This window comes from Caballeronia sp. NCF2 (assembly GCF_023631205.1).
In the GTDB taxonomy this organism is placed as follows: Bacteria; Pseudomonadota; Gammaproteobacteria; order Burkholderiales; family Burkholderiaceae; genus Caballeronia; species Caballeronia zhejiangensis.
Window position 1 is genome coordinate 514,210 of sequence record NZ_JALQDN010000064.1, and the last position, 17,249, is coordinate 531,458.

Annotated in this window: 17 protein-coding genes; 8 read left to right on the forward strand and 9 right to left on the reverse strand. The window is 59.8% G+C overall.

Annotation, left to right across the window (positions count from 1 at the left end; translation table 11 throughout):
• Positions 1-45: 45 nt before the first annotated feature.
• The gene (locus NCS02_RS25430) at positions 46-885 is read right to left on the reverse strand and encodes an SDR family NAD(P)-dependent oxidoreductase (protein ID WP_175980766.1); all 840 of its coding nucleotides are present in this window, start codon (positions 883-885) and stop codon (positions 46-48) included.
• A 136-nt stretch (positions 886-1,021) separates the two neighbouring features.
• Here NCS02_RS25430 and NCS02_RS25435 point away from each other — a divergent pair, with 136 nt between their 5' ends.
• A complete protein-coding gene (locus NCS02_RS25435) occupies positions 1,022-1,915 on the forward strand; it encodes a helix-turn-helix domain-containing protein (RefSeq protein WP_250503633.1) in 894 nt (297 codons plus the stop codon).
• A gap of 133 nt (positions 1,916-2,048) precedes the next feature.
• A complete protein-coding gene (treA, locus tag NCS02_RS25440; RefSeq protein WP_250523328.1) occupies positions 2,049-3,698 on the forward strand; it encodes an alpha,alpha-trehalase TreA in 1,650 nt (549 codons plus the stop codon).
• Between the two features lie 60 nt (positions 3,699-3,758).
• Here the strand turns inward: treA and NCS02_RS25445 are convergent, their stop codons facing one another.
• Positions 3,759-3,995: a tautomerase family protein gene (locus NCS02_RS25445; protein WP_008347957.1), complete on the reverse strand. Its 237-nt coding sequence runs from the start codon at positions 3,993-3,995 to the stop codon at positions 3,759-3,761.
• Between the two features lie 69 nt (positions 3,996-4,064).
• The gene (locus tag NCS02_RS25450) at positions 4,065-4,775 is read right to left on the reverse strand and encodes an SDR family NAD(P)-dependent oxidoreductase (protein ID WP_250523329.1); all 711 of its coding nucleotides are present in this window, start codon (positions 4,773-4,775) and stop codon (positions 4,065-4,067) included.
• Between the two features lie 186 nt (positions 4,776-4,961).
• Between NCS02_RS25450 and NCS02_RS25455 the strand changes: the two genes are divergently transcribed.
• Positions 4,962-5,684, forward strand: coding sequence for a haloacid dehalogenase type II (locus tag NCS02_RS25455; RefSeq protein ID WP_008347961.1), 723 nt, complete (start codon positions 4,962-4,964; stop codon positions 5,682-5,684).
• 33 nt (positions 5,685-5,717) lie between these two features.
• On the opposite strand, the gene NCS02_RS25460 is transcribed toward NCS02_RS25455, so the two are convergent.
• Positions 5,718-6,011: a DUF1330 domain-containing protein gene (locus NCS02_RS25460; RefSeq protein WP_008347963.1), complete on the reverse strand. Its 294-nt coding sequence runs from the start codon at positions 6,009-6,011 to the stop codon at positions 5,718-5,720.
• Positions 6,012-6,239: 228 nt separating this feature from the next.
• Here NCS02_RS25460 and NCS02_RS25465 point away from each other — a divergent pair, with 228 nt between their 5' ends.
• On the forward strand, positions 6,240-6,539 hold the full coding sequence (locus NCS02_RS25465; protein WP_008347964.1) for a DUF4148 domain-containing protein: 300 nt from the start codon (positions 6,240-6,242) through the stop codon (positions 6,537-6,539).
• Between the two features lie 48 nt (positions 6,540-6,587).
• Here NCS02_RS25465 and NCS02_RS25470 read toward each other — a convergent pair whose 3' ends face one another.
• From NCS02_RS25470 to NCS02_RS25480, 3 genes are all read right to left on the reverse strand, one after another.
• Positions 6,588-7,469, reverse strand: a complete 882-nt coding sequence (locus NCS02_RS25470; RefSeq protein ID WP_008347967.1) for an isocitrate lyase/PEP mutase family protein — start codon at positions 7,467-7,469, stop codon at positions 6,588-6,590.
• 97 nt (positions 7,470-7,566) lie between these two features.
• On the reverse strand, positions 7,567-8,436 hold the full coding sequence (locus tag NCS02_RS25475; RefSeq protein WP_502800899.1) for an amidohydrolase family protein: 870 nt from the start codon (positions 8,434-8,436) through the stop codon (positions 7,567-7,569).
• 7 nt (positions 8,437-8,443) lie between these two features.
• Positions 8,444-9,727 carry an MFS transporter gene (locus tag NCS02_RS25480; RefSeq protein ID WP_250457278.1) on the reverse strand — a complete coding sequence of 428 codons (1,284 nt, stop codon included), beginning with the start codon at positions 9,725-9,727 and terminating at the stop codon, positions 8,444-8,446.
• Between the two features lie 126 nt (positions 9,728-9,853).
• Between NCS02_RS25480 and NCS02_RS25485 the strand changes: the two genes are divergently transcribed.
• The 4 genes from NCS02_RS25485 (at position 9,854) to NCS02_RS25500 (ending at position 13,997) form a co-directional block, all read left to right on the forward strand.
• Positions 9,854-10,735 (forward strand): LysR family transcriptional regulator, encoded by an 882-nt coding sequence (locus NCS02_RS25485; RefSeq protein ID WP_250520042.1) that lies wholly within the window; start codon positions 9,854-9,856, stop codon positions 10,733-10,735.
• A gap of 29 nt (positions 10,736-10,764) precedes the next feature.
• Entirely contained in the window at positions 10,765-11,937 is a 1,173-nt protein-coding gene (locus NCS02_RS25490; RefSeq protein ID WP_250436493.1) for an alpha/beta hydrolase, read from the forward strand.
• Positions 11,938-12,081: 144 nt separating this feature from the next.
• Complete coding sequence (locus NCS02_RS25495; RefSeq protein ID WP_250520044.1) at positions 12,082-13,278, forward strand: acyltransferase family protein; 1,197 nt, start codon at positions 12,082-12,084, stop codon at positions 13,276-13,278.
• Between the two features lie 14 nt (positions 13,279-13,292).
• Positions 13,293-13,997, forward strand: coding sequence for a class I SAM-dependent methyltransferase (locus NCS02_RS25500; RefSeq protein WP_250503637.1), 705 nt, complete (start codon positions 13,293-13,295; stop codon positions 13,995-13,997).
• Here the strand turns inward: NCS02_RS25500 and NCS02_RS25505 are convergent.
• Together NCS02_RS25505 and NCS02_RS25510 are read right to left on the reverse strand one after the other, a co-directional pair.
• Positions 13,982-15,289: an MATE family efflux transporter gene (locus tag NCS02_RS25505; protein WP_250523330.1), complete on the reverse strand. Its 1,308-nt coding sequence runs from the start codon at positions 15,287-15,289 to the stop codon at positions 13,982-13,984. The two genes, NCS02_RS25500 and NCS02_RS25505, sit on opposite strands and share 16 nt — an antisense overlap.
• A 357-nt stretch (positions 15,290-15,646) precedes the next feature.
• The gene (locus tag NCS02_RS25510; protein ID WP_008347976.1) at positions 15,647-17,020 is read right to left on the reverse strand and encodes a sigma-54 dependent transcriptional regulator; all 1,374 of its coding nucleotides are present in this window, start codon (positions 17,018-17,020) and stop codon (positions 15,647-15,649) included.
• Positions 17,021-17,249: the final 229 nt, after the last annotated feature.

Below are 17,249 nucleotides of genomic sequence, written 5' to 3' on the forward strand. Positions count from 1 at the left end.
TTGAAGCCGGGCGCTTCGCACGCCCGTGAGATGAGAAGCAGCGTGTCAGGCGTTGCGCGGCGCTTCGAAGCCGGGACGTGGAACGAGATCCATCAACATGCATTCGAAGCCGCCGTCGACGGCAAGCTCCGCGCCGTTCACATAGGCCGCGCGCTGGCTTGCGAGGAATGCAACCACCTCGGCGATATCGCGCGGTTCGCCGATGCGCCGGCTTGCGATCATTGCGCTGCGGCGCGCTTCGACATCGCCTTGCTCATAGAACGCCATCGAAAGCGGCGTGCGGATCATGCCGGGGCAGACCGTATTGCTGCGCACGCCGCGCCCGCCCCATTCGGCGGCGATCTGACGGGATAACATTGCGATGCCCGCCTTGCTCGGGCTATATGCGCCGCTCCACGTCTGCGGATGATGCGCCGCCACCGATGCGATATGCACGATGCTTCCGGCGCCGCGCGCGAGCATGTCGCGCCCGAATGCCTGCGCACATAACATGTAGCCGGTGAGATTGACGGCGAGCATCGCATTCCATGCATCGAGGCCGATATCTTCGATGCCGCCCGCGCGCAACAGACCTGCGTTATTGACGAGCACATCGACCTGACCGAACTTGCGTGCAACCTGATCGCGTGCGCGGTTCACGCTCGTTGCATCGCCGATATCGCAAGTTATGGCGATAGCATCGACGCCAGTCGCGCGCAATGCTTGCGCCGCATCGTTGCAGCCCGCTTCATCGCGATCGAGTAGCGCGAGCCTTGCGCCCGCATCGGCGAATGTCGATGCAATGGCGCGCCCGATTCCGCCGGCCGAACCCGTCACTACGCATACGCTCGATTCGAGGCCGAGCCAATGCTGCGCGGTGTGATCCCGCGCGACCTGATTAGTCATCCTTGTCTCCTGAGTTCGTTCGATGCAAAGGCGCCGATAGCCTTGCCTGTGAAAAAAGTATATTCACGGCCATGCACGAAAGATTGGACAAAGGACGCAGACGACAGGACAATTTGTGCATCAGGAGACGCAGGATATGAGGAAAATCCCTAACTACAACTTGTACGGGGAATCGGCGCGTCCACCGTGGTATGACGCGTTCAACTTCGAATGGATCGTCGAGCGCAGCGCGCCCAACGACTGGCATATCGACGCGCATCGCCACGACGCGCTCTTGCAATTTCTGTACATTCGCGGCGGCGGCGGGCAAGTGCTGATCGAGAACAGCATGATCGATCTCGTGCCGCCGTGCGTCATCATGCTGCCCGCGCAAACGGTTCATGGATTCAACTTCGCGCCGAACGTGGATGGTCTCGTCGTGACCGTCGCGCAAAGATCGATCGAGGCGCTGGCATCGATCGCGGCGCCGGGACTCGTTCCGGTGTTGCAACGCGCAGGCGTCTCGCGCATGAGTGCCCACTCCATGAAGGAAAGCGCATTCTTGCCGATCGTCGAATTGCTCGAGAAGGAATTCCGCGCGACGAATCGCGGTCACATGGCGGCGGGCATGTCGCTATTGATTGCACTCTTTGTGCATGTCGTGCGCCTATGCGAAAGCGCATCTGCGCCGAGTGTCGCATCGACCGAAAGGCGGGCGCAGCAGATCAAGCGCTTCAGGGAACTGGTGGCCGCGCATTTTCGCGAGCATCGACCTGTCGAGTTCTATGCGCAGAAGCTCGGCATGACGGTCACACAACTCGGGCGGATATGCCGCGAAGAGATCTCGAGTTCGCCGCTCGCAATGATCAACGAGCATCTTGTGCGCGAGGCGCAGCGCGATCTCGTTTATTCCAGCATGTCGGTCAAGCAGATCGCACATGGACTGGGCTTTGCCGATATCGCTTATTTCAGCCGCTATTTTCGCAAGCAGACCGGCGTCACGCCGACCCAATTCCAGGCGGAAGCGCACAAGGCGCTGGCCATTCAATAGCCCGTTCGCTTCCTTCTTCGAGGGTTGCCAGCTTCGTACAAGCGTGCGATGCTTCGCCGTGCTGTAAATCGATAACAACAAGAAAGGCCCGAGCGAGACCAGTCCGGTTCAATCACCCTTCGAAGGAGTGAACATGATCGTACTGTCATCGGATCCAGCGGCGCACGACGCGTCGCGGCGCTTCCGCATAAAGGCACGCGGAATGCTGTGCGCCTGGCTCGTCATGAGCTCGGCTGCCAATTTCGCCTATGCCGACGCACAAACGGCGTATACGCTTCTGCCGCCACCCAGCGAGTTATACGGTGACCTTTTCGTCGCCGTGCAGACGCAGGGCGTCTATCCCGATCAGAAGACTTTCGTCGATGCCATACCCAAGATAGACCCCGCGCAGATCGTGCAGGCTTATCATCAGCAGATGTCGGTGCCGGGCTTCTCGCTCGCGACGTTCGTCGCACAATACTTCACGCCGCCAACGGATCAGGTGATTACGCCGCCGCCGAATCAGAGCCTGCGCGAACATATCGACTGGCTTTGGCCCGAACTCACGCGTCTGACGACGACCGCGAACGTACCCGCCAACAGTTCCCTGATTCCGATGCCAAAGCAGTACGTGGTGCCTGGCGGACGCTTTCGGGAAGGTTACTACTGGGATACCTATTTCACGATGCTCGGTCTGCAGGAGGCAGGCCGCGAAGATCTCGTCGACGATATGCTCGATAACTTCGCGTATCTGATCGACACGATCGGCCATATTCCGAATGGCAATCGCACATACTATGTGAGCCGTTCGCAGCCGCCGTTCTTCTCCTATATGGTCGAACTTGCCGCGCACAAGGAAGGTGGACGTGTTTATCAGAAGTATTTGCCGCAATTGCGCCGCGAACATGATTACTGGATGCAAGGAGCGGATACGCTGCAGCCAGGCGGCGCGGTACGCAACGTCGTGATGATGCCGGACAAGACCGTGCTCAATCGGTATTGGGACGAACGCGATACGCCGCGCGACGAGTCCTACTCGGAAGACGTGGCGACCGCCAAGCTGGTCACGAACCGTCCGGCGAACGAGGTGTATCGCGACTTGCGTGCGGCGGCCGAAAGCGGCTGGGACTTCAGCTCGCGCTGGTTCGGCGACAATATGACGCTTGCGACGATCCGCACGACATCGATCATTCCCGTCGATTTGAATAGCCTGATGTTCCACCTCGAAACGACGATCGCAATCGGTTGCGGCGAGGCGCGTGATTTCCGTTGTGTCGGCGATTTCGTGGGGCGTGCGGCCAAACGCGCGATCGGCATCAACAGATATCTCTGGAACAAGAACGGGTATTACGGCGATTACGACTGGAAACTCGGTCAGCCGCGCAACAACCCATCGGCTGCTATGCTCTATCCGCTCTTCGCCAACGTGGCGTGGCCGGAGCGCGCGCACAAGACCGCGGAAACCGTCGAAGCGATCTTGCTCAAGCCGGGCGGACTCACGACGACCACGTACAACACGACGCAGCAATGGGACGCGCCGAATGGCTGGGCGCCATTGCACTGGATCGCCGTGCAAGGATTGAAGCGCTATGGGCGCAGCGATCTCGCGCAACAGATCGGCACGCGCTTTCTTGCCGACGTGAATAACGTCTATAACACTCAACATAAGCTCGTTGAGAAGTACATCGTGGAAGGTAGTGGAACGGGCGGCGGAGGAGGTGGGGAATATCCGTTACAGGATGGTTTCGGATGGACGAATGGCGTGACGCTGAAACTGCTCGATCTCTATTCGCCGGGGCAATGAGCCGATGAAACGGCGGGCATCGTCAAAGGTCATGTAGCGATGCCCGCGTTTCGGTTCATGTCAATCCTTCTTCGCCTGCTTTTGCCGCCGATATTCCGGTACTGTCATGCCGCCCACGCCCCAGTTCTCCATTTCAACTTCCTGGATGACGACGAACGTGGTATCGAGCGGCTTGTTCAATACTTCGAGAAGGAGTTGGCTCGCGCCCTCGATGAGTTGCTTCTTTTCCTCGGCAGTCACCGCGTTCGTGCCGGGCTTGTTGCCTTCGCGTGTCACCTGAATCGTTACGATCGGCATGACGATCTCCTTGAGTGGGAAACGACGAAGCGCCTGCGAGAGGCGCATCCTCAACGGGTAAAGAATCGATCAATGTCCCGCGCTTTGACCGCCGTCGACGTGCAGGATCTCGCCCGTCACGAACGGCGCCGCATCAAGATACAGCACCGCGTTCGCGATGTCGCTCATTTCGCCCATGTGTCCCATCGGATGCAGTGCGCCGAGCGCGTCGTGCGTTTCGGGCGCATGCATCGGCGACTTGATGATGCCGGGCGACACTGCATTCGCGCGAATGCCTGACTTCGCATACTCGATAGCAAGCGACTTTGTCGCGGAATTCAGACCGCCCTTGGTCAGCGACGCCAATACCGAAGGCACGCCGCTTACCGCATGATCCACGAGCGACGTGGTGATGCTGACGATGTGGCCGCTCTTGTTCTTTTCCATTTGCTCGATAGCCAGTTGCGTGATGTGAAAGAAGCCATTCACATTCACGTTCAGAACCGCGGCATAGTCTTCCTGCGTATATTGCGTGAAAGGCTTTGCGACGAATATGCCGGCGTTGTTGACGAGCATATCGATGCGGCCGAACTTTGCGATTGCCGCTTCGACCACGCGCTGCGCGGTGGCGCGATCGCCGATATCACCGGCGACAGCGACGACGTTCGGATCGTCCGGTTGCTGAATTGAACGGGCGGTCGCGACGACGCGATAACCTTGCGCACGGAATGCCTTGACGATTTCAGCGCCGATGCCTTGCGATGCACCGGTAACGATAGCGACTTTGCTTGCGTTGCTCATGATGAACCTCGATGAATGTTGGTTTGGGCCTGTTGCGGATCGGACCGACGGCTCCGATGGCTCGTAATCTAGGCCTTTCGAGATTCCTTGCGTACACCCGTGATGGACAATCAGTCTTGCGTGCGAGGAACAAATGGGCCGCAGCGAAATCGATCAGACGAATGAATCACCGATAGGAGAAACGACGTGACGCTGCAAAACGTAAAGGCCTTCGTGTTCGACGTATTCGGCACGGTAGTGGACTGGCGCGGCGGAGTTGCACGCGAGGCTGCGCCATTTCTTCAACGCCACGGCGCGATCGACGCAACGCCCGAAGCGTTCGCCGATGCATGGCGAAGCCGCTACGTGCCTGCGATGCGCAAGGTGATCAACGGGGAGCGGCCATTCGTGCGGCTCGATGTGCTGCATCGCGAGAATCTGCTCGACGTGCTGCCGGAGTTCGGCATCGATCCGAATGCCGTGGCTGCCGAAGCGCTTGAAGAGTTGAATCTTGCATGGCATCGGCTCGATCCGTGGCCGGATTCGATAACGGGTTTGCAACGGCTCAAGGCGCGCCATATCATCGCGCCGCTTTCGAACGGCAATATTCGATTAATGGTCGATATGGCGAAGCGCGCCGGTCTGCCTTGGGATGCGATTCTCGGCGCGGAGATTGCGCAAATCTATAAGCCCGATCCGCAGGCGTATTTACGCACGGCCGAAGTGTTGATGCTGACGCCGGAAGAAGTATGTCTCGTCGCCGCGCATAACGACGATCTCGCGGCGGCAAGAAGGTGTGGGTTGCGCACGGCGTTCATCGCACGGCCCTATGAACGCGGTCCCGCTCAGACAGTGGATTTAAAAGCCGAAAGCGATTGGGATGTCGTTGCCAAGGATATGAACGAATTGGCCGATGCCGTGGGTGCGTGAGCGCTGCGAGCATCGGCCAATGACGAGCTGGATTTAAGCGACGCCTTCGACGATGCGGAAGTCGCGCACGACGGAATCGCCCAGCACTTCCAGTGCGCGCTTATACGTTGCACTGTTATAGGCGGCGACGGCTGCTTCGAGTGAATCGTATTCGATGACGACGGTGCGCTCGAGCACGCCTTCGCCTTGCACCATCGACGCAACGCCGCGCACGAGCGGACGGCCGCCGCCTTCTGCAATAGCCTGCGTTGCGATCTTCGAGTATTCCGCAACCTGATCGGGCTTCATGATTTTTGTGTACACACTGACCCAATATCCCTTTGCCATCTTTATCTCCAGTGTTTGAAGGGCGCCTTGCGCCATGAGGCGAACGCACTGTGCTTTTGCATTCAGTCCGGCGGACAGCATAGCAAATTCTCGATTAAGCGCGTTTCGGTGAAAGGTGCTTTCTTGCGCTAGGGGTTAACCCGAGAGCACCTGCGTCATAAACTGCTTTCACTGCTTCGAAAGGCACTGTGTTCGAAGCCGGGCACCTCATAACACTGGAGTTTCATCATGAAGTCGATCATCCGCGCAGCACTCGTCGCAACCGCTCTCGTCATTCCCGTCGCTTCGTTCGCGCAAAGCCAGATCACGCGCGCTCAAGTGCGCGCGGAATTGGCGGCATTGGAGAGCGTCGGCTATCACGTCGGCGACGGCGATCAGGCGCACTATCCCGAAGCCATTCAAGCGGCCGAAGCGAAGCTCGCCGCACGCGATGGTGCGACGGCCTATGGCGGCGCGGCCAACGGTGCATCGCAATCGGGTAGCGCACGTGTGTCGCAGTCCGACTGGAACGCAATGTACTCGCGCTAAATGCGTGAATGACTGAAGCGGTCTATATGACCGCCTCAGGCGATGCATTCAGTCCGCAGCGTATTTGCGGTCGAGTGCATCGAAGAGCGGCTTGTTCACAAGCCGCTGACGCTCGGCGAAAGGCGCAACGACAGCGGGATTTTCGTCGAGACGTCCCTGCGATTTCAAGGCGCCGAGCGCGGTCTGCATGCCGCGCACGGCGCTTTGCAATGCCGCATTTGCATAGAGCACGAGGCTGAAGCCGAGGCGTTCGAGATCCGCGCGGTCGGTAACAGGCGTCTTTCCGCCGATCACGATGTTGATCAGTTGCGGCGCGTCGAGCAGCTTCGGCAGTGACGCGATTTGCTCCGGCGTTTCGATCGCTTCGACGAAGAGAATGTCGGCGCCCGCTTCGACGAATGCGCGTGCTCGTTCGATCGCTGCATCGAAGCCCTCCACCGCGCACGCATCGGTGCGCGCGATGATCAGAAAGTTATCGTCTTCGCGGGCATCCGCCGCTGCGCGTATCTTCCCTACCATTTCATTCGTCGATATCACGGCTTTGCCCGCGAAGTGCCCGCATTTCTTCGGCATAACCTGATCTTCGAGCTGAATGGCGTCCGCGCCCGCGCGCTCCAGCGTGCGTACCGTGTGACGCACGTTGAGCGCATTGCCGAAGCCCGTGTCCGCGTCGACGATAAGCGGCAGGTCCACTGCATCGCGGATGCGCGACGTATGCTCCGCGATTTCCGCGAGTCCCATGAAGCCGAGATCCGGCAGGCCGAGCGACATGTTGGTTACACCTGCACCGGTGATGTAGATCGCCTCGAAGCCGAGATCGGCGGCGACTTGCGCGCTCATTGCGTTGAATGCGCCGGGCAGCAGCAGGGCGCTGCGAGCGTTGACCCGTTCGCGAAAGGCCGCGCGGCGGCGCGAGGAAGAAGTGGTCATGGCTAAGGTTCCGGAAAGATAGTTCGTGTTCAGCGTCGATGCATGCGCCAGCGTCTGCAATGCTAACGCGCGATGCGCTTCGGCGCTCGCACGAACGTCATTCGAAGCGGAACAGCGCACGCGCCGAATCGCGCAACACGATGGTACGCAGCGATGCGTCGGGAATCCAGCGGTCGAGCGCATCGCGCGATGCGCCGTAGTCCATCAGGCTTTGATGTTGCGTGTGCGGCCAGTCGCTGCCCCACACGAGCCGCGCTGCGCCGAATGAATCGAGCAAGGCGGACGTGAGCGTCTGACCGAGCGACGTGCCGGTTTCGCCTTCCACGCTGCGGTAAGCCGCCGATAGCTTGACCCACACGCGGCCGCATTGCGCCGTCGTCAGCAGATAGCGAAAGCCCGGATCGTCGGCGCCAAATGCCGGATCGGGACGGCCGAAATGATCGATCACGATTGTGCAGGCTTGTTCGAGCAATGGCGCGATAAGCATCGGCAAGTCCACGGCATCGCGATGAATCTCGACGTGCCAGCCGAGCGCGTTGACGCGCTCGAATAACGCTCGCCAACGCGCTTCACGCAGATCGGGCAACGCAAGCCCGATCAGATTGAGCCGCATGCCGACGACGCCGAGTGCCGCGAGGCGATACAACTCCGCGTCGCTGATCGAAGGATCGATAACGGCCACACCGCGAAAGCGTTGCGGATAGCGCTGCAGCACATCGAGAAAATACGAATTGTCGGTGCCGAGAAAACTCGGTTGCACGAGCACCGCATGAGAGACGCCGTTGGTGCGCAAGTGTTCCGCATAGGCGTCGAGCGTTGCGTCGTAGTCGGGTGCGTGTCGACGATGCGGTGCCAGCGGCAGGCCGCGCACGAAGACATGCGCGTGACTGTCGATCGCTTCGATGGCGGCAGGCTTCGATTCGAGCCATTGCTCATCGCCGAGCGTGGAATGAAGTGAACGCATCATGGAAAGTTCAGACATGCTTGGGCGAACGCTCGTTCGATGCAGCTTGACCAGGCACAGCAGCAATGCGACGGCCTTTCGTTTCAGGCAAGAGCAACGCGGCCACGACGACGAGTCCATAGGCCGCGCCCGCGTCGATGCCGATTGCCTGTCCGATCGGCATCGAATTGCCCATGTGGCCGACGAGCACCGGAAACGCCGCCGACACGACGCGTCCGAAGTTGTAGCAGAAGCCGACGCCCGTACCGCGCACGCCTTGCGGATAGAGCTCGTTGAAGAGCGCGCCGAGCGTTGCGGGAATGCCCGCGGAGAACAGACCGAGCGGGAAGCTCAATACGAGCATGGCAATATCGCCGATGGGCAGGAACACATAGACGTTGACCGTGACCGCGCAACAGACAGCGAAGAGAATCACGTTCTTCCTGCGACCGATCTTGTCTTGCAGCCATGCACTGACAAAGCATCCGATGATGAATGCCGTAATCACGACAGCCAGATAGCCGCCCGTGCCGAGCACCGACAAATGCCGCTCGGTTTTCAGGTAGGTGGGCAGCCATGTGGTAATGGCGTGATAGCCGCCGTGCGCGCCGAGGCCGATCAATCCGCCGACGATCGTCGTGCGCAGCACCGAAGGATGAAAGATTCCAGCGAGAATGGCGAGAGCGCTCTGACGTTGTGCATGTTCCTTTTCGGCAGGTTTCGATTCACGCGGCGGCTCTTCGATATTGCGGCGCATATAAATGACGAGCACAGCCGGAATGAGGCCGACGGCGAACAGCACGCGCCAGGCCCAGTCGGGTGATACCCATGAAAACACGATTGCATAGAGCAGAACCGCACCGGCCCAGCCAAAGCCCCATGCGCTTTGCACGATGCCCATAGCTTTGCCGCGATGTTTCGCGCGAATCGTCTCGCTCAACAATACTGCGCCCGCCGTCCATTCGCCGCCGAAGCCGAGTCCCTGAAGCGACTTGAGCACGAGCAACTGTTCGAAATTCTGCGCAAAGGCGCTGAGAAACGTGAAAAGCGAAAACCAGAGAACCGTGACTTGCAAGGCCTTGACGCGTCCGATTCGATCGGAAAGCACGCCCGCGAAGAGTCCGCCCAATGCGCCCGCGACGAGCGTCGCGCCGCCGATCAGACCGGCTTGTCCTTTTCCGATGCCCCATGTCGCGATGAGTGTCGGAATGACGAGACTGAATAACTGCGTATCGACGCCGTCGAGCGCCCAGCCTGCAAAGCATCCCCAAAGCGTGCGTCTTTCCGCCGTGGAAATTTCACGGTACCAATTCATCTCGCGTCTCCTGTGCTGGCCTCTGGCCGGCTCTTGTTCAATATGCCACTGAATTCTAAAAACGAATCGCGGCCGCGCATACTATGGATACGTTCATCTTTCATAGCATTTTGATATGCTCGCAAGATGGAGACGCGCAACCTCAAATACTTTCTCGCGGTAGTCGATGCAGGCAGCGTCACGCGCGCGGCCGAGGTACTCGATATTGCGCAACCCGCGTTGAGTCAGGCGCTTTCGCGCATGGAGCGCGATCTTGGCGTGAAGCTTTTCGAGCGCACGCGACGTGGCGCGCAATTGACTCCGGCGGGCGACGCAATCGTCGAAGACATTCGATTGAGCGTGGCGCGCATTGACGCGGCATCGCATCGTGCGCGTGAAATCGGTGCGCAGCGCGGCGGGCGTCTGACGATAGGCTTTGCATCGGCGGCACTTTTCAGCCTGTTGCCTCGCGCGATTGCGGCGCTGCGCGAAGAGGTGCCGAACGTCGAACTCATGCTAAAAGAAATGAGCAATGCGGAGCAGGCAAGCGCGTTGGAGAAAGGAACGATCGATATCGGCTTGCTGCATACGCCTGTTGCCGTGGGCGGGCGCATGCGCGAAAAGTTGATCGTGAGAGAGCGCTTGCTCGCGGTACTGCCGATGTCTTTTGTTATTGGCGACGATGGAAAAGTCGGTTTGAAGGAGTTATCCGATGCAGGCCTCGTATGGTTTCCGAGCGATCAATTGCCGGTAGTTCGCGCGGGCATCCTCAGTGCTTTTCGTAAAGCGGGTTGCGAAGCCAACGTCGTGCAGGACGCGAATCGTTCTCTGACGGTATTGGCTTGCGTCGCGGCCGGATGCGGCGCATCGCTCCTGCCGCAATCCGTGACTGCGTTGCAGTTCGCCGGCGTGCGCTTCTGCGACGTGCGCGACGGCGATAACCTGCCACCATTCGAACTCAGCGCAATATGGCCGATGCGTTCCCGCCCGACGCTCGCGGATCGCTTCGCGGCCTTGCTCGAAGCATGAGCGCATGATCGCATCGCAAGGAGACACGCATGAATGAAACATCGAACGATCTGCCGCTACCGGACGGCATTCGCGCGCGCATGATCGACAATGGCAATGGCCTTTCGATGCATGTGCTCGAAGCCGGATTCGATATCCCCGGTCGGCCTTGCATCGTGCTCCTTCACGGCTTTCCCGAACTCGCTTATAGCTGGCGCAAGATCATGAAACCGCTTGCCGATGCGGGCTTTCATGTCGTCGCGCCGGATCAGCGCGGTTATGGGCGTACTATCGGCGGTATTGCTTCATTCGATACCGATCTCGACGAGTTCACATTTCCGAATCTGGTCCGCGATGTACTGGGTCTCGTGTCGGCGCTGGGTTATCGCAGAGTCGCATCGGTTATCGGTCACGATTTCGGCTCGCCCGTTGCCGCGTGGTGTGCATTGATTCGTCCCGATGTATTCGCATCGGTCGTGATGATGAGCGCGCCTTTTGCGGGGCCGCCTGCATTCGCCTTCAATACCGCGAACGACGATGCAAGGCTCGCGCGCGTCGAGACGGCGCAATCGATCATGGCCGAAGCGGTCGCCGGGCTCGCGTCGCTCGATCCGCCGCGCAAGCACTATCAATGGTATTACTCGGGCGCGCAGGCGAATGACGACATGTGGCACCCGCCGCAAGGACTCGCCGCGTTCTTGCGCGCGTATTACCACATGAAGAGCGCGGACTGGCCGGACAATGGTCCGCATCCGCTCGCATCCGTTTCTGCCGATCAACTGGCTTTGCTGCCCACGTACTACGTGATGAACGCGGATGCGACGATGCCGCAAACCGTCGCCGAACATTCGCCCGACGCCGATCAAATCGCCGGATGTGCCTGGCTGTCCGACCGCGATTTGAACGTCTATGCGAGCGAATACGCGCGCACGGGATTTCAGGGTGGACTGAACTGGTATCGGTGCGGCACCGATCCGAGTCTTGCTGCTGCACTGCGGATGTGGTCGGGGCGCACTATCGACGTGCCGTCATGCTTTATCGCAGGCGCGAGCGACTGGGGCTATTACCAGCGGCCGGGCGATTTCGAAGCGATGCGCGTGCTGGCCTGCACCGATTTTCGCGCGACGCATCTGATCGAAGGCGCAGGGCATTGGGTGCAGCAGGAGCAGCCGAGCACCGTCGTCAGCCGCATACTGCGGTTTCTCCGTCAGAATGCGCCATAGAAATGTATCCATACGTGTATGAAGTTTCTTGTTGTAAGAGTGTCATCTGAATGAGTTGTCCGGCGGAACTTCATTGAAACCGCGTCTGTCCACGAGCCTCGCGGCCTTTTTTGTAGGTCGGCATGAACCGCGAGGAGAGTATCGATGGATAAAGGACGTGTTGCCGCGCTCGACGCTGGCCGGGCGCTCGCGATCGTCGGGGTAGTCGCAGTACACCTGTCGTTTCAGTTTCCCAATCTGCCGGGCACCGTCACGCTCATTGCGCGCATGGGCCAATACGGCGTGCAGTTGTTCTTCGTGATCAGCGCGATCACGATCTTCATGACGCTCGAAGTGGATCACGCGCGCTGCGCGGATGCGCGTCATGTCACGTTGCGCTTCTATATCAAGCGTTTCTTTCGCATAGCGCCGATGTACTACGCGGCGATCGCGGTCTATGGACTCATCAGCTATGGCGCGACGCGCTCGGGCATCGAACGCGCATGGATTCTCGGCGCACATGGGCCGATGGACGTGCTGCTCAACCTGGTCTTTCTGCATGCGCTTTCGCCGACAGCGATCAATAACGTCGTGCCAGGCGGATGGTCGATCGGCGTGGAGATGCTGTTCTACCTGATTGCGCCACTTCTATTTTTTCTCGCGATGAATCGCGCGCGCCTCTTGCTGGCTACGGTGTTGTTGCTCGGCCTCTCGTATGCCGTGATGTCGATGGCCGATTGCAACGGCACGCTCGATTGCAATGTCGCCAATAACACGTTCAGCTATTTCTGGCCGCCCGTGCAGGGTCCGTGCTTCATCGTCGGCATGTGGGCGTGGTATGCATTTCGCTCGCATCTTCTCGGCGCGTCCGACGTGACGGCGCGCGTGTCTTTACTGTATTTTTCACTGGCGCTGGCTTTTGCGCTCACGACCGCAGCGCTCGGCGTGTGGCTCGACAAGGCGCATGCGCTCGCGCCCGTATTCGCGGCATGCAGCGCCGTGGCCTTTCTGCTCTTCGTGTGTTCACGTCATGCCCGCAAGCATCGCGATAACAAGCATGCCGTGCCGCGCGTCACACTCGTTCGACGCGCCGCCGCCGCGCTCGGCCGCGAAAGTTATGGTATTTATCTCTGGCACTTCATCTGCGTCTACGTGACGTTTCATTTCTTCGATCGCTCATTCGGACAGAAGAATGGAGAGACGTCGCTTGCGTTGTTCGGCGCGACGCTGATCGCGGTGCTCGTCGTCTCTTATGCATTGTCGCGTGTGTTGGACCGGCTGATTCAAGGGCGTGCTACACGCTTGTCGAGACGCCTGCTCGCATCGGTCGATCGACGCTTTCATCTGACGCGCGACGCCTGATCGCGAGGATAAGCATGAGCGGAGAACGCCTGACGGAAAGCCGGCATGGCTCGGCTTTCCCGCTGTCAAAGTACACGCGCGCGTTCATTCGATTCGCTCGCAAGCGAGGTGGGGTATTGCTGGATATCGGCGCAGGTTATGGAACCGCGTCCCTGCCTGCGTTGAGCAAACGCACGCGCGTGATTGCGAATGACATTTCCCGGGCGCAACTGGAGCAAATCCGGCAGGCTGCACCAGCCGCGTACGTCAGTAATCTCGTCTTGCTGGAAGGCGCGTTCCCGCACTACGAACTCGAAGCCTCTTCTCTCGACGTGATTCTCGCGTCTCACGTACTCCATTTCCTCGCGCCCGATGATTTCCGTACGGGCGTCGCCCGGCTATACGATTGGCTCAAACCCAACGGCAAGGCATTCGTGCTGTGCTTCACGCCGTATCATCGTTTCATGGCGAAGATGATTTCCGACTACGAGCGGGCGATCGTATCGGGCAATGCATGGCCAGGATGGACGGAGGATTCGGATCGCTATGCACTCGCGCCAAAGCTATTGCCCGCGACAGTCAACCTCATGGACCCGACGATACTCGCCCGCGAATTCATGCTCGCGGGTTTTCGCATCGAGTGCGTGGAATTCACGCCGTGTCCTCGCGGCGTGGATCCGGAATACTTCCCTCTCGGTGGCCGCGAGTGGGTCGGACTCGTTGCCTACAAAAGCGCCTGATTCGTCGTCGCTGGCGCGGGCAATTCGAACCGCCTTCCGCGCGTGCGATACAGCACGATGCTCAGAGCCAGCGTCGCAAGCTCGGTGATGGCGACGGTCATCCAGATGCCGCGCGGCCCGAACCATTCGGTCAGAAGCCATAGCATCGACAAGAGCAGCAGCCAGCTTCGCAACAGGGCGACGACCATCGACGCGAGCGGCGCTTCGATGGCCGTCAGATAGCCGCTGATCGCTACGTTGATCGCGGCAGGCAGGAACGCGAGCGCGCACCACGGCAATGCGTCGCGCAGAAGCGCTTGTGCCGCAGGACTGTCGGGCACGAAGAGCGCCCCGAGCGGTTGCGCGAGCGCGAGGATCGCGAAAGCGGCGGCGAGTGCGAAGCCTGCCGTAACGATGACGCCGATTGAAAACGCGCGCGACACGGCATGCGCGTTGCCCGCGCCGCGCTGAAAGCTCACGATAGGCTGCATGCTCTGTACGAGCGCGACCATCGTGACCGACGCGATCATCGTCATGTATTCCACGACTGCGAACGCAACGAGGCCGGTGTCGCCGAGCCAGCGCAATACAGCGTGATTGAACGCGAAGAGCGTGACGCTTGGCGCGATCTCGCCGAGAAACTCCGATGCCCCGTTATAAGCCATGCGCCATGCGTGATCGAGCCGCGTGAAAGCATGGGCAACAGGCCGAACGTGCCGGGCCTTGACGAAGTGGTAGGCGAGCATCGGCATGCAGGCGAACGCCTGGCTGATGCCCGATGCGAGCGCCGCGCCACGCATGCCCCATTGCATGTGGCTCACCATCCACCATGTCAAGGCGACATCGGCGATGCCGCCCGCGATCAGGCAGACGAGACCGAACTTCGCCGCGCCTTCGATTCGCAAGAACAGTTCGAGCGCATAACATGCGGTCGGAAACAGAACGAAAGGCGCATAGGCGTGCAGGAAGTCTTTCGCGAGCAGCGCAAGCTCGCCGCGCGCGCCCGTCCATTGCACGAAGGTATCGGCATAGAAATGGATCGCCATCGCGAATGTCACGCCGCATAGACCGAGCAGCCAGAGCGCCTGTGTGAATGCTTCGGCGGCATCGCGTTCGCGCTGCTCGCCGAGCAATCTCGAGACGAGCGTCGATCCGCCGACGCCGATCATCACGCTGAATGCGTAAGGCAGATAGAGCAACGGAACGAGCACATTCAACGCGGCAAGCGCATCTGGGCCGACATGGCGTCCGATGAAGATGCCGCTGATGACCGAGTGCATGCAGTACACCCATGCAGCTAGCACGGTGGGCACTGCATAGTTCGAAAATTGACGAATGAGAGAAGCGTTGTTATTGAAAGCCATGACTGACAACCAGACGTTACTCGCTAGGCACGCCCATAAGAATTCGCGACGCATCATGCGTGCGAATGAATGTTATGGCATGGCGCATTAGCGCAGAATGAGCGCGCCGAAGATACGCAGGCGGGCCGCAAATGATTGAAACGAGACTGCGTAGCGCGGGAGCGCTACGAGAGGAACTGCGACGTGCGTGAGGTACGAATGCGGTGTGAATGCCGCTTCACGCTTTCATGACGCCGTGATTGGAGCGGCGAAGGCGAATGAAGGTTCCTTATTGCCCTTTTAAGCGAATCATGATTCGCGCACCGGTCAGCCGCCTGATGCCTCCAGCGGCCTGTCGGCCTTGGCGCGCAAGCCATAGGCAGTCAACATGCGATACAGCGTGACGCGCGAGATGCCCAGTTCGTCCGCCGCTTCGCCGAGACGTCCGCGATGACGTAACAACGCCACGTCGATAGCCTGTCGCTCGGCTGCTTCGCGCGCTTGTGCGAGCGTCATCGGCGCGGCTTCCGCATATTCGCCCAGTTCGAGATCGCTGGCGAGAATCTGCCTTCCTTCCGACATGACGATTGCGCGACGCACGCGATTGATCAACTCGCGCACATTGCCGGGCCAGCCATAGTTATGCAGCGCTGCAATCGCGCACGGCGCGAAGCCGCGAAGCCGCCGGCTCGCGTCCTTTCTGAAGCGATCGAGCATGTGATTCGCAAGCAGTTCGATATCCTTGCCGCGCACGCGCAGCGGCGGCTCGTCGATCTGCAATACGCACAGGCGATGGTACAAGTCCGCGCGGAAGCGTCCTTCGAGCATGGCCGTCTGCATGTCGACGTGCGTCGCCGAAATGATGCGTACATCGACGTCCGTCGAACCTTGTCCGCCGAGACGCTCGATCTTGCGCTCTTGAAGAAAGCGCAGCAGACTCGCCTGACTTTCGAGCGGCAGATCGCCGATTTCATCGAGAAAGAGCGTGCCGCCGTCGGCCGCTTCAACGCGACCAATCTTGCGTTGATTGGCGCCGGTAAATGCGCCGCGCTCATAACCGAAGAGTTCCGACTGCAACAGATGCGCGGGAATCGCGCCGCAGTTGATCGCGACGAAAGGCCGCTCGCGCCGCACGGATCGCTCGTGAATCGCAACAGCGGTGAGTTCCTTGCCCGTGCCCGATTCGCCGGAGATGAAGACGGGCGCATCGGTCATCGCGACTTTTCGAATCGAGCGATAAAGCGCCTGCATCGCATCGCAGGAACCGACCATGCTGCCTTCCTTGCATTCGTCCTTGCGCGGATCGTTGCTCGCGGCATCGTGCAGCGAAACCATGCCGTATGCGTGTCCCACTGCATCGACGATTCGATCGGCGGTGGACGGCACGGTCACATAATCGAAACAAAAATCGCGAATGAGGCGGCAGATATCGGGGTTATCGACATGCTCGGCGTCGACCGTCGCGACCCAGCCGATCTGATAACTTGCGAGCATCGCGGTGAGCGCGGCCGCGTCCTGTGCAAAACCGCGACTGGTGAGATCGACGATACCCGCCGCTGCGCGTTTGCCGTGTTTGGCGGACTTGGGCGGCTTGGCCGGGTCGATGCGCTCGACGGTCCAGCCACGAGCGCACAAACGCTCGGAGACATCGTCCGATAATGCGCGGCCCACGAAGTAGAGCGTTCTGGCTTCCCCGTACATGGCTATTCCCGGCTTTTATAGATATTCCGGCAAGTATGCGCCCTGAGGTCGCAATGTAAAAAGCCTCGCAAACGATAAGCCGTTTTTGAATGTTTACATTGATCGGCGGATTCGATTAAAAACGTCATAGCATTTTTTTCGGGACGCCCGTGCGAAAATCTGCGGAACAAACGTGCTTTATCCGGCCGTGCCCTACGTGACACGGCCGGGCGCGCGCGGAGCGCTCGGA